We start from the raw sequence: 11,296 nt of genomic DNA, 5'->3' as shown, positions 1-11,296 counted from the left end.
CGAAACCCGTTCCCTCCAACTCTCGACCGGCCACAACCCGCGAGGTGGAGCCCAGCCGCCTCTGGTCTGCTGATCGCCGTCCTCGTGGTTCCGGAGACCCTCACCCGCCCCGGCCGCCCCGCCACCATCGCCCCGCTCGAGCCGCTCGACGAGCTCGACGAGCGCGTCCTCGACCTCGCCCCCGAGCACGGAGTCCGCGACGTGCGCCAGGAGGTAGTCGGCGTTGAGCGTGGCGTAGAGGCCGAAGAAGCAGAGATGGGCGCCGGGGTTCAGCTCGCGAACGCGCCGGGCCACCGTGGTCCCGAGCCGGAGCGCGGTGTGCATGGGCACCGAGATCGCTACCACGCGGGCGCGCCGGACGCGGTCGGCGTCGAGGGGCTCGACCGAGACGTCCAGGATCGACGGCGCGTACCCTCGCATCTTCAGAAAGGCCGCCGGCCAGGCCACGGCCAGCGGCTGGTGCCCGAGCTCGTAGCACGCCACGAGGAGGATGGCTCCGGGCTCTCGCACGGCCCTAGTGTACGCCCGCCGCGTGATATCGTATCGCTCGCGATCCGAGCACCGCCAAGGAGGCCACGATGACCGTCAAGATCACTTGCCGTCCCAACGGCCCGTACCTCGTGGAAGGCGACGTGGAGATCTACGATCCCACCGGCGCTCGCGCGGACACCACGGGCCGTCCGCGCATCGCCCTGTGCCGCTGTGGCGCTTCGGTCAGCAAGCCCTTCTGCGACGGCACGCACAGCCGCATCGGCTTCCAGGCGGCCGAGGCGGCGGTGGCCCAGGAAAAGAAATCGTGACCGCGCCCGAAGGGCTGGATCCGGCGATTCGCACGCGGGAGATCGTCTTCGAGGCCGACGTGCACGGGGTGACGCCATTTCTCAAGGTGGCGACCGTGAGCCGCGGGGGAGCGGGCCACATGACGTTCGCCTCTGACGAGGGGCCGAATCTGGGCGGGCTCGGATCGGCCCCGACGCCCCTCATGTACTTCTCGGCCGCGCTGGCCTTCTGACTCATGACCCAGGTGTCCCGGTACGGGCACATGCTGAAGGTCAAGGTGGACAGGATGCGGATGCGCGTGACGGCACGTTATCGGGTGGACGGTTCCGTGCTCAACGATACGATCGAGGCCCAGATGGTCGGCGCCGAGACGACGCTGGAGCTCGATTCTCCTGACGCGCCAGAGCGCGTCGCCAGGGTCGTCCGCAACGCCGAGCGGGGGTGCTTCGTGATGCAGGCCTTGCTCAAGCCGGTGCCCATCAGGGCCACGACCCGGCTCAACGGGGTGTCGCTGCCACCCTGATGCGCGCTACCAGGGGATGGTCTGTCCGGGGCTGAGGATCCGGATCATCGGCTCGACGCCTCGGCGTTCCGCCTCGCCCAGGAGCCGGTCCGGGGGCTCACGGAACGGCTCCCGGTTCATGTCGAACGTGCCCCAGTGCATCGGCACCATGAGCCGTCCCCGCACGTCGGCCAGCAGCGCCACGGCTTCCTCGGGATTCACATGGTTCGGGTGCGGCCCGAGCGCCGAGTAGCCGCCGATCGGGATGGCGGCCAGGTGAAAGGGGCCGAGCCGGGTGCCGATCTCCCGCATCGTGGGGTCGTAGCCGGTATCGCCCGCGAAGAAAAACCGGCGGTTGCCCGCGGTGATGACCCAGGACGACCACAGCCGCAGATTCTGGTCGTGCAGGCCTCGCCCCGACGAATGCTGGGCCGGTGTGGAGGTGAAGGCCAGGCCGCGGAATCTGCTCGTCTGCCACCAGTCGAGCTCGATCACATCGGAGACTCCCAGGTCGGCCAGCCAGGTCTTGAGGCCGAGGGGCACGAAGAATCGCGGCCTGTGCGTGGCGGCCAGCCGTCGGACGGTCTCCTCGTCGAGATGGTCGTAGTGGTCGTGCGAGATGATGACGGCGTGGATCGGCGGCAGGTCCTCGAAGCGGATCCCCGGAGGCACCAGCCGCCGGGGTCCCGCGAAGCGCACCGGGCTGGCTCGCTCGCTCCAGATGGGATCGGTGAGGATGTTGACGCTGCCGAGCTGGACCAGGAGCGTGGCGTGCCCGACCCACGTCACCGTCGGTTCGTATCCATTGTGCCGCAAGTATTCCCCGTCGTTCGGCAGCACGGGCAGCAGGGGACCCAGCCGAGGTACCGGCTCGAAGCTCCGGCGGACCAGGCTCACCGCGCGGCCGAACATCGAGTAGGAGTACTGGGGACTGAGGTTTTGAAAGCCACGGGCCGCGTGGTGGGCGGGGCGGCCAATGCGGGGCGTATCCGCCGACAGGTTGGCCCGACCACCGATGAACACGCCGACCAGCAGCAAAAGGGCCAGAACCAGCCGCACGAAGAGACACCCTAACACGGCGTTCGCGGACCGGCCACGCAGAAATCGGCCTCAACACGCGCAGCGCTCGCGCCAGCTCCTCGTTCTGTCCGCCCGATTGTAAAGCTGACAGAAGACTCGCGGCGGGCGGCCAAGCGCCCACGCCGCGTAGAATAGCTCGCCGCCATGACTCTCCCGCTCGCGGATGTGCGACGTGCCCGGCGCGTGCGGTGGCTGGTCCTGGCCGTTCCCGCCGCCATCTATTTCGTGTCCTACTTCCACAGGGTGGCCCCCGCCGTCGTGGCCGCCGACCTGATGCAGGCCTTCGCGGTGCCCGCGGCCGCGCTGGGAACGCTGGCCGCCATCTATCCTTACGTCTTCGTGGTGATGGCGCTGGTCGGCGGCAGCCTGGTCGACGTCTTCGGTGCGCGGCGCACGCTGGCCCTCGCCGGCGCGGCGATGGGGACGGGCGCCCTGGTGTTCGGCCTGGCCCCGGTGTTCGGCGTGGCCGTCGTCGGCCGACTGGCCGTCGGGCTCGGCGCCTCGGTCGTGCTCATCGCGTTCCTGACGCTCGCCGCCGACTGGTTTCGTCCCGACGAGTTCGCCACCGTGTCGGGCTTGAGCCAGACCATAGGTAACCTCGGTGGGCTCGTCGCGGCCTCGCCACTGGCCCTGTTGGTCGAGGCCATCGGCTGGCGCCAGAGCTTCGTGGTCATCGGCGGCGTGACCTGTCTGCTGGGGCTCGTGGCGCTCTTCGCCGTGCGGGACCGGCCGGAGGCGCTCGGGCTGCCCCCGGTGGCGGCGGACGGCCGCCGCCCGCACGTTCCCCGGGTAGGTGAGGTGGTGCGCGGCATTCCGGCCGTCGTGCGCAACGCGCGCACGTGGCCTCCCATCGTGGCCGCGGGCGGTATCTACGCGACCCTCATCAGCTTCCTGGGGCTGTGGGGCGTGCCGTACCTGATCCAGGTTTACGATCTGTCGCGAGTCCACGCCGCCACCCTCGTGTCGGCCATCGCCGTGGGTGTGGTGGCCGGCGCGCCGCTGGCGGGGTGGATCTCAGACCGGTGGCTGGGCGCCCGCCGGCTGCCGTTCGTCGTCTCGGCCACGTTCTACGCCGCCTGCTGGCTGCCGCTGGCGGTCCCGGCCTGGCGGCCGCCTGTCGAGCTGCTGGCTCCGTTCTTCTTCCTGATGGGCCTGGCCTCCTGCGGGCTCGTCCTGGTCTGGTCGTGCGTGCGGGAAGTCAACGATCCCTCCCGCGTGGGCATCGTCGTGGGATTCTGCAACATGCCGATCTTCCTGCTCATCGCGGTGCTGCAGTGGCTCACCGGAGTGATCCTCGATGCGGGCTGGGCGGGCGGTATGGTCGACGGGATGCGACTCTATCCAGTCCCGGCGTGGACCGCCGCCTTCGGCGTCTGTCTGGCCATTGCCGTGGCCGCGGTCGCGGCCGCGGCGCTCATCACGGAGACGCGCTGCCGTAACGTGTGGGCGGGCGCCCGGCCCGCAGCGTAGCAGCGGCTCGGCCTCAGCTGGTCCTGCTGTACAGATGGCAGGCCGTCTGGCGGCCGTCGACGGTCTGCAGCTTGGGCTCCTCGTCGGCGCAGTGGCGCATGACTTGTGGACACCGCGGATGGAAGCGGCAGCCGGCCGGCGGATCGAGCGGGCTCGGCACCTCGCCCGGAAGCACGATGTCCTCGCGCTGCTCGGCCGGATGCGCGGGCAGGGCCGCGGCGAACAGCGCTTGTGTGTACGGATGTTTGGGCCGGGTGGCGATGACCCGGGCCGCGCCCACCTCGACGAATTTCCCCAGATACATCACGGCCACGGTGTGGCTCATGTGGGCCACTGCGGCCAGGTCGTGCGCGATGAAGAGATAGGCCAGTCCCAGCTGGGCCTGGAGATCGCGCAGCAGGTTGAGGATCTGAGCGCGGATCGACACGTCCAGGGCCGAGACGGGCTCGTCGAGCACGACCAGCTTCGGCTCGAGGGCCAGGGCCCGGGCGATGGCGATGCGCTGGCGCTGCCCGCCCGAGAACTCGTGGGGAAAGAGGTCGCGCGAGCGCTCGGGAAGCCCCACCCGCTCCAGCAGACGCGCCACGCGGCGGTTGACCTCAGCTCTCGTCACCCGCTCGTTGGTCACGAGCGGCTCGGCGATGATGGCGCCCACCCGCATCCTGGGATTGAGGGACGCGTAGGGATCCTGGAATACCGCCTGGACCGAGCGCCGATACTCCCCCAGGCCGGCAGCGTCGAGCTGCTGGAGCCGCCGGCCCTGGAAGATGATGCTGCCACCGGACGGCTCCTCCAGCTTGAGCACCAGCTTGGCCGTGGTGGACTTGCCGCACCCCGATTCTCCGACGAGCCCCAGCGTGCGGCCGGGCTCGATGCTGAAAGCGATGCCGTCGACCGCGCGGACGGCGCCCACCTGGTGGGCGAAAACGCCGCGCTTGACGGGGAAGTGCTTGACCAGGTCGATGGCCTCGAGCAGGGGCATGAGCGTGTCAGGCTCCGGGTAGCTGCTCGGGCTGGATGTGGCCGCACCGCCGGCAGGTGCGGAGCTCCGGGCTGGCGTCGAATCCTTCGATGGCGGCCTTGAGCTCGCGCTCGATATCGGCCACGTGCATGGTGACCTCGTGGAGCAGCCCGTCGCAGCGCTCGCAGTACCAGCGGAGCGATTCGATCTGGTCCGGTCGGCGCTTGATCTCGATCACCAGGCCCCAGGTGTCGGCCGGCCGGTGCGGCGAGTGCGGCGTCAGGGCGGGGACCAAGAACAGCTCGCCCTCACGGATCGTCTGGTGGCGGCGCGCGCCGTTCTCGATGTACTCCAGGTCCATGTCGCCCTTCAGCATGTAGAAGATCTCGTCCGAGGGATCCACGTGGAAATCCCGCCGGGCGTTGGGTCCGCGGACGATCATGGCGGTGAACTGAGAGTCTTCCCAGATGACCTTGTTGCCCACCGGCGGCTCGAAGGCACGGCGATGCTGATCCACCCACGGCCAGAGGCCGAAGGCGATCAGCGGCTTCACGGGGCGGGCCCGGCCGGGCTGGGGACTCGGGCCATCAGCGTCCCGCCGGTGCCGCCAGCCAGCAGCGGGCCACCTGGTCCGCGGCGATGTCGAAGGCCGGAGGCTCTTCCCGGCGGCAGCGGTCCACCATCTTGGGGCACCGCGGATGAAAGGCGCAGCCGCCGGGCGGGTCGGCCAGATCCGGTGGTTGCCCGTCGATGGCGGTGAGGCGGCGATCGGCGTCGCCCATCCGGGGAATCGACTCGAGCAGCGCGCGCGTGTACGGATGGGCCGGGGCATCGAAGATCTGGTGCACCGGGCCGGACTCGATCAGCCGCCCCGCGTACATGACGGCGACCTGATCGCACATCTTGGCCACGATGCCCAGATTGTGCGTGATGAAGATCAGAGCCAGGCCGTGCTGGCGCTGCAGCTCGCGCAGCAGCTTCAGGTATTGCGCCTGGATCGTGACGTCCAGGCTGGTCGTCGGCTCGTCCGCGATGAGCAGGCGGGGCCCGCACGAGATCGCGATGGCGCCGACGATGCGCTGGCGCATGCCGCCGGACAGCTGATGCGGATAGTCGCGCAGCCGGGACTCGGCGGCCGGGATCTTCACGGCGCGCAGCAGCTCGCGGGCCCGGTCCCAGGCGCTGGCCCGCTTGGTGCGCTCGTGGACCCGGATGGGCTCGGCGATCTGGTCGCCGATCGTGAAGAGCGGGTTCAGCGACGCCATGGGGTCCTGCAGGATCATGGCGATGCGCTTGCCCCGGATCCGGCGCATCTCGGCGTCGGATTTGGCCAGGAGGTCCTCGCCCTCGAAGAGCAGCTGGCCGGCCACGATGCGGGCCGCCGGCGGCAGCAGCCTGAGGATCGTCAGGGCCAGGGTGGTCTTGCCCGAGCCCGACTCCCCCACGACGCCCAGCGTCTCGCCGGCGCCCAGCGTGAGTGACACATCGTCCACCGCGCGGACGACGCGCGTGCCCCGGGCCGAAACGTAATGCGTGCTGAGCCCCCGGAGCTGGAGCAGCGGGCTAGCGCTCACCGGATCACGTGGCCGGCGCGCAGGAGGAGCGCAGGTCTCGCTGTCACAGCTGCCGGAGCTGCGGGTCCAGCTTCACGCGGAGCCAGTCCCCCAGCAGGTTGGCGGCCAGAACCATGAGCATGATGCACGTGCCCGGCAGCACGGTGAGCCACCAGTAGCCCGCCATCATCCCCTTCTTGCCGTCGGCCAGCATCAGGCCCCAGGCCGGCTGCGGGGGCGGCACCCCGACGCCGAGGAAGGACAGGGTGGCCTCGGCGATGATCACGATACCGAGCTGCAGGCTGCCCAGCACGATCGCGGAGTTGACCACGTTGGGCAGGATGTGGCGCCGCATGATCGTCCACGTCGAGCAGTTGGCCACGACGGCCAGCCGCACGAAGTCGCGCTCCTTGAGCGACAACACCTCGCCGCGGATGACGCGGGCGTAGCGGGTCCAGAAGACCGCGCCCAGGATGATGATGATGTTCGTCAGGCTGGGTCCCAGGATGGCGGCCAGGAAGATGGCGAAGATCAGGGCCGGGAAGGCGAGCCAGGTATCGGTGATGCGCATGATGACCTGATCGACCCAGCCGCCGAAGTAGCCGGAGATGATGCCCAGCGCGGTGCCGATGACGCCGGCCACGATCACGGCGAAGAAGCCCACGATCATCGACACGCGGGCGCCGAAGATGAGTCGCGACAGCACGTCGCGCCCGAGGTGATCGGTGCCGAGCAGGTACGCGGGGTCGCCGCCGGCCTGCCAGGCGGGCGGCTTGAACCGCGCTCCCAGGATGCCCACCTCGGAGTCGTGGGGGGCCAGGTACTCCGCGAAGATCGCCACGAGCGCCGTGATGACGATGATGGCGATCGGCACGACCGGGTAGCCGCGGGTGCCGACGGAGGCGATGCGCCAGGCCGCGGTGAAGGCGCCGACGCGGCCGCCGTTCAGCGTCGCGCTCGAGGCTCTTTCAGTCATAACGGATCCTCGGGTCGATGACGGCGTAGAGCACGTCGACGACCAGGTTCACGGCCACGATCATCGCGCCGCAGAGCACGACCGTCGCCTGGACGACGGGGAAGTCCCGGAAGGAGATGCCTTCGTAGAGCAGCCGGCCGACCCCCGGCCAGGCGAACACCGTCTCCACGACGATGGTGGTGTTGACCATGATGATGAGGTTGATACCGGCCAGGGTCAGCACCGGGATGAGGGCGTTCTTGAAGGCGTGCTTGGCGATGACCAGGGCCTCGGGCAGGCCCTTGAGCCGGGCCAGCTTGACGTACTCGGAACCCAGCACCTCGAGCATCGACGAGCGCGTGAGCCGCATGTGGGCGGCCGCGAAGAGCCAGCCCAGGGCGACCGCCGGCATCAGCACGTGCCAGACGGTGCCCGAGCCCGAGGAAGGTAGCCAGCCGAGATGAACGGAGAAGAAGAGGATCAGCATCAGGCCCACCCAGAAGGACGGCAGCGACTGGCCCAGCAGCGCGAAGATCTTTCCCACGCGGTCCCACCAGCCGTTGAGCCGCACGGCGGCCAGGATGCCGCTGGGAATGCCGATGAAGAGAGAGAAGAGCATCGCCACCGAGGCCAGGAGGAGCGAATTCGGCAGGCGCGACAGGTAGAGCTCCAGGACGGGCGTGCGGTAGTAGAAGGAGTGGCCGAAGTCGCCCCGCAGCAGGTCCCGGAGGAAGGTCATGTACTGGACGCTCAGGGGACGGTCCAGGCCGAGCTGCTCGCGGATGGCCTCGAGGTCTGACTGGCTGGCTCCCGGCTCCACCAGCAGCACGGCGGGGTCCCCGGTCACGCGCACGAAGAAGAAGATGACGACGGACAGGAGGAAGAGCGAGATCAGCGAGTAGCCGACACGCTTGATGATGTAGCGTTTCATTCCGGTCCCTGCCCTCCCGTGTGGCGGAACGGATTCCGGCGATTATAGACTGATCGCTCCTGCCACGGGCGCCCCGGTTGCCGGCGCCTCGGGTCAGCACCGAGTGCCGGCAAGGATAACAGGCAGCCGCCCTCGTTGACAGCGGCAGGGCGATGCCGTACCTAGGAAGCCACGATGTCGTCCCCCGCGCTGCCGATGATCGACGCCGACGGTCACGTGATGGAGCCCGCCGGCATGTGGGGGCGCTACATCGAGCCGCGCTTCCGCGATCGGGCTCCCCGTGTCCGGCGTGGGCCCGACGGTCGCAGCAACTTCGAGAGCGGAGGCCGCCTGTCGCCCCGCGCCGAATGCGTGAGTCCGGCGATGCGCGAGGCCTTCGCGGCTCGAGTCAAGGCGTATCTGGCCGAGCCGCTCCGGGCCGGGTACGACGCGGCCTCCCAGGTGAAGGCGATGGACCAGGGCGGCATCGAGCTGGCGTACCTCTACCCGACCCAGGGCCTCTACGTCGCCGCCGTCGACGATCTCGACCCCGAGCTGGCCATCGCCGTCTGCCGCGCCTACAACGACTGGATCGTGGACTTCTGCGCCTACGCGCCCGATCGGCTCCGTCCGGTGGCGATGCTCGTCGGGCTCCACGATCCCGCCCTGGCGGCGGCGGAGGCCCGGCGCGTGGCCGACCGGCGCTTCCCGGCCGTCTTCGTGCGCCCCAACCCCGTCCAGGGGCGCGGGCTCGACGATCCTGCCTATGAGCCGTTGTGGACGGTTTGCGAGCAGCGGGGACTCGCCGTCGGCATCCACGAAGGCGTGGGAGCGCACCTGCCGGCGGCCGGCGCCGACCGTTTTCGCACGTTTTTCGCCTGCCACACGGCCTCGCATCCGCTGGAGCAGATGCTGGCCATGCTGGCCCTCGTCGGCGGGGGCGTGCTGGAGCGGCACCCCGGGCTGCGCGTGGCGTTTCTCGAGGCCGGCTGTGGCTGGGTGCCGTACTGGCTCTGGCGGATGGACGAGCACTGGGAGAAGACGCGCGAGGTCCGCGGCGAGCCTCAGCTCAGCCTGCGCCCCAGCGAGTACTTCCGGCGCCAGTGCTGGGTGTCCTGCGAGCCCGACGAGCCCTATCTCGGGCAGGTGGTCTCGCTCATCGGGGAAGACCGAGTCCTGTTCGCCAGCGACTACCCGCACCCCGATCACCGCTGGCCGGCGACGGCCGAGGCCATGCGGGCGCAGCCGCTCGCCGAGGCCGTCAAGCAGAAGATCGTCTGGGACAACGCCTGCGCCTTCTACGGTGACCGGGGCGGCGGGCCCGGCTGAGCCCCGCGTCCGGCTTCGCGTCACTTCGCCGTCGTGCGACCGCCGCCTCTCATCGTCCTGCTCTGTCTGCTGATCTTCGCCAACACGGTGTCCATCGGCGCGTTCCCGGCCCTGCTTCCCGAGATCGGCCGGGCCGGAGCGCTGGCGGATTGGCAGCTCGGAGCGGTCGCCGCGGCGTTCGGGTTCGCCCGGATGGTCGCCGACGTCCCCATCGGCATCTTCATCAGCGGCCGGCTGCGCGCGGCCCTCGGGCTCTCACCGGTGCTGCTGCTCGGCGGCGTGCTGCTGCTGGGCAGCGGTGGCCCTCTGCCCGTCATCATCGCGGCGCGGGCGATCATGGGGGTGGCCCACGCCCTCGGCGTCGTCGCGGGCCTGACGGCGATCCTGCGCTTTCAGGCGACGGGCCGGCTCGGGTCCGCCCTGAGCGCGTTCGAGTTTTCCGCGATGCTCGGGATCCTGGGGGCCACGATCATCCTCGGGCTCCTGCCCACGAGCCTGCCCTGGAATGTGGCGTTCCTGCTCACCTGCACGCCCCAGCTCCTGGGGCTCGCGCTCATTCCCGCCGTCCTGGCGGTCGTGCCGGCGGATGCCCCGGGACCGCGGCGCTGGCTCGTGCGCCGGTCTGCCGGGGCCGCGCCGGTGACGCGCACCGTCGTCCTGGCCTTCGCGGCCGGCGGTGTCATCGCCGTCGCTTACGCCACGCTGGAGCAGTTCGTCATCCCGCTGCGCGGCGATCGCGACTTCGCCCTGACCCGCAACGGCATCGCCGGCCTGCTGCTGACGCTGCAGCTCTTCGATATTCTCTGCCTGCTGCCGGCGGGAGCGCTCGCCGACCGCCACGGCGCGTCCCGGGTGCTCGGGCTGATGCTCCTGGTGTTCGGAGCCGGCGTGGGGCTCGTGGCCTTCGGGGAGTTCACCGCGCTGGTGGTGGGCTGCGCGCTCGTGGGAATCGCCATGGCCGGCTGGACGCTGCCGCTGAGCCTGTTGCGCGGCGAGACGCCGGCCGCCCAGATCGGCTGGCGGACGGCCCTCTACCGGGTCGGCGTCGATGGCGGAATCTTTCTGGGGCCGTTCCTGAGCGGCCTGCTCACCGCGCGCGCGCCGTGGCTCCTGCCCGGCGGGCTCGTCGCGCTCCTGCTCCTGATCGGCGCCGTCCTGGTGCGGCGCTCGCTCGCGTCCCCGAGGCCAGACGTCGCAGCGGAACGCCGGTGAGGCGCGTGAGCAGCCACTCGCGGTGCAGCTCGGCGCCGAGGCGCCGGTAGAAGCGGATCGCCGGCCGGTTCCAGTCGAGCACGGTCCATTCCATCCGCCCGCAGCCACGCCGCACGGCGACGGCGGCCACCGCTCGCAGCAGCGCGCGGCCCACGCCTCGACGCCGCTCCGCGGGAAGCACGAAGAGATCCTCCAGGTACAGGGTGGGCCGGGCCAGGAACGTCGAATACGCGAAGTAGTAGAGCGCGAATCCCACCGGGCGGCCGTTCCGGCGCCCGATCAGGGCCTCGAAGTAACGCCGGCGCCCGAAGCCGTCGCGGCGCAGGCGCCCCGCGGTCGCCTCGACCTGGTGCGCGAGCCGCTCGTAGCGGGCCAGGCCCCGGATGAGGGCCAGGATCGTGGGCGTGTCGCGGAGCGAGGCGCGGCGGATGCTGAGGCGGGCCGGGGTCATCGGGCGGCGATGATACCATCGCCGCCATGGGCGCAGATCTCATCGACATCGGCCTGATGGCGACGAATCTTGGACAGATCGCGGTCGCCTTCG

At 70.3% G+C, this 11,296-nt stretch carries 12 protein-coding genes and 1 pseudogene; 5 read left to right on the top strand and 8 right to left on the bottom strand.

Translation table 11 applies throughout. The annotated features are described in order from the left end of the window. On the bottom strand, positions 1 to 510 hold a 510-nt coding region (locus VFR64_21170; GenBank protein ID HET9492245.1), incomplete at its 3' end, for a cobalamin-dependent protein. A 68-nt stretch (positions 511 to 578) separates the two neighbouring features. On the opposite strand from VFR64_21170, the gene VFR64_21165 reads away from it, so the two are divergent. Then, positions 579 to 800, top strand: a complete 222-nt coding sequence (locus VFR64_21165; GenBank protein ID HET9492244.1) for a CDGSH iron-sulfur domain-containing protein — start codon at positions 579 to 581, stop codon at positions 798 to 800. Next, a complete protein-coding gene (locus VFR64_21160; GenBank protein HET9492243.1) occupies positions 794 to 1,303 on the top strand; it encodes an OsmC family protein in 510 nt (169 codons plus the stop codon). The genes VFR64_21165 and VFR64_21160 overlap by 7 nt, the downstream gene beginning before the upstream one ends. A 6-nt stretch (positions 1,304 to 1,309) precedes the next feature. Here the strand turns inward: VFR64_21160 and VFR64_21155 are convergent, their stop codons facing one another. Then, positions 1,310 to 2,341 carry an MBL fold metallo-hydrolase gene (locus VFR64_21155; GenBank protein HET9492242.1) on the bottom strand — a complete coding sequence of 344 codons (1,032 nt, stop codon included), beginning with the start codon at positions 2,339 to 2,341 and terminating at the stop codon, positions 1,310 to 1,312. Between the two features lie 165 nt (positions 2,342 to 2,506). Here VFR64_21155 and VFR64_21150 point away from each other — a divergent pair, with 165 nt between their 5' ends. Further along, complete coding sequence (locus tag VFR64_21150) at positions 2,507 to 3,832, top strand: MFS transporter (protein HET9492241.1); 1,326 nt, start codon at positions 2,507 to 2,509, stop codon at positions 3,830 to 3,832. A gap of 13 nt (positions 3,833 to 3,845) precedes the next feature. Here VFR64_21150 and VFR64_21145 read toward each other — a convergent pair whose 3' ends face one another. From VFR64_21145 to VFR64_21125, 5 genes are read right to left on the bottom strand one after another with little or no spacing between them, the layout of a single operon-like run. Then, positions 3,846 to 4,814: a dipeptide ABC transporter ATP-binding protein gene (locus VFR64_21145; GenBank protein HET9492240.1), complete on the bottom strand. Its 969-nt coding sequence runs from the start codon at positions 4,812 to 4,814 to the stop codon at positions 3,846 to 3,848. A gap of 7 nt (positions 4,815 to 4,821) precedes the next feature. Further along, entirely contained in the window at positions 4,822 to 5,346 is a 525-nt protein-coding gene (gene nbaC / locus VFR64_21140) for a 3-hydroxyanthranilate 3,4-dioxygenase (protein HET9492239.1), read from the bottom strand. A 34-nt stretch (positions 5,347 to 5,380) separates the two neighbouring features. After that, positions 5,381 to 6,367, bottom strand: coding sequence for an ABC transporter ATP-binding protein (locus VFR64_21135; GenBank protein HET9492238.1), 987 nt, complete (start codon positions 6,365 to 6,367; stop codon positions 5,381 to 5,383). A 43-nt stretch (positions 6,368 to 6,410) separates the two neighbouring features. Beyond that, positions 6,411 to 7,322 (bottom strand): ABC transporter permease, encoded by a 912-nt coding sequence (locus VFR64_21130; GenBank protein HET9492237.1) that lies wholly within the window; start codon positions 7,320 to 7,322, stop codon positions 6,411 to 6,413. After that, entirely contained in the window at positions 7,315 to 8,232 is a 918-nt protein-coding gene (locus VFR64_21125) for an ABC transporter permease (GenBank protein HET9492236.1), read from the bottom strand. The genes VFR64_21130 and VFR64_21125 overlap by 8 nt, the downstream gene beginning before the upstream one ends. Before the next feature lie 174 nt (positions 8,233 to 8,406). Between VFR64_21125 and VFR64_21120 the strand changes: the two genes are divergently transcribed. Continuing rightward, positions 8,407 to 9,540: an amidohydrolase family protein gene (locus VFR64_21120; GenBank protein HET9492235.1), complete on the top strand. Its 1,134-nt coding sequence runs from the start codon at positions 8,407 to 8,409 to the stop codon at positions 9,538 to 9,540. Positions 9,541 to 9,732: 192 nt separating this feature from the next. Continuing rightward, a pseudogene (locus VFR64_21115) lies at positions 9,733 to 10,671 on the top strand (MFS transporter). On the opposite strand, the gene VFR64_21110 reads toward VFR64_21115, so the two are convergent. Beyond that, positions 10,628 to 11,203: a GNAT family N-acetyltransferase gene (locus tag VFR64_21110; protein HET9492234.1), complete on the bottom strand. Its 576-nt coding sequence runs from the start codon at positions 11,201 to 11,203 to the stop codon at positions 10,628 to 10,630. The pseudogene VFR64_21115 and the gene VFR64_21110 sit on opposite strands and share 44 nt — an antisense overlap. Between the last annotated feature and the right edge of the window lie 93 nt (positions 11,204 to 11,296).

Source organism: Candidatus Methylomirabilota bacterium (genome assembly GCA_035709005.1).
Lineage (GTDB): Bacteria > Methylomirabilota > Methylomirabilia > Rokubacteriales > CSP1-6 > 40CM-4-69-5.
Note: the sequence above shows the minus strand (reverse complement) of the source record. Positions and strands in the feature narration are given on the sequence as shown.

Bases quoted from the DNA above. Each gene is read 5' to 3' on its own strand.
- VFR64_21165 (HET9492244.1), top strand. From the start codon at position 579: ATGACCGTCAAGATCACTTGCCGTCCCAACGGCCCGTACCTCGTGGAA.
- VFR64_21150 (HET9492241.1), top strand. From the start codon at position 2,507: ATGACTCTCCCGCTCGCGGATGTGCGACGTGCCCGGCGCGTGCGGTGG.
- VFR64_21145 (HET9492240.1), bottom strand. From the start codon at position 4,814: ATGCCCCTGCTCGAGGCCATCGACCTGGTCAAGCACTTCCCCGTCAAG.
- VFR64_21130 (HET9492237.1), bottom strand. From the start codon at position 7,322: ATGACTGAAAGAGCCTCGAGCGCGACGCTGAACGGCGGCCGCGTCGGC.
- VFR64_21125 (HET9492236.1), bottom strand. From the start codon at position 8,232: ATGAAACGCTACATCATCAAGCGTGTCGGCTACTCGCTGATCTCGCTC.
- VFR64_21120 (HET9492235.1), top strand. From the start codon at position 8,407: ATGTCGTCCCCCGCGCTGCCGATGATCGACGCCGACGGTCACGTGATG.
- VFR64_21110 (HET9492234.1), bottom strand. From the start codon at position 11,203: ATGACCCCGGCCCGCCTCAGCATCCGCCGCGCCTCGCTCCGCGACACG.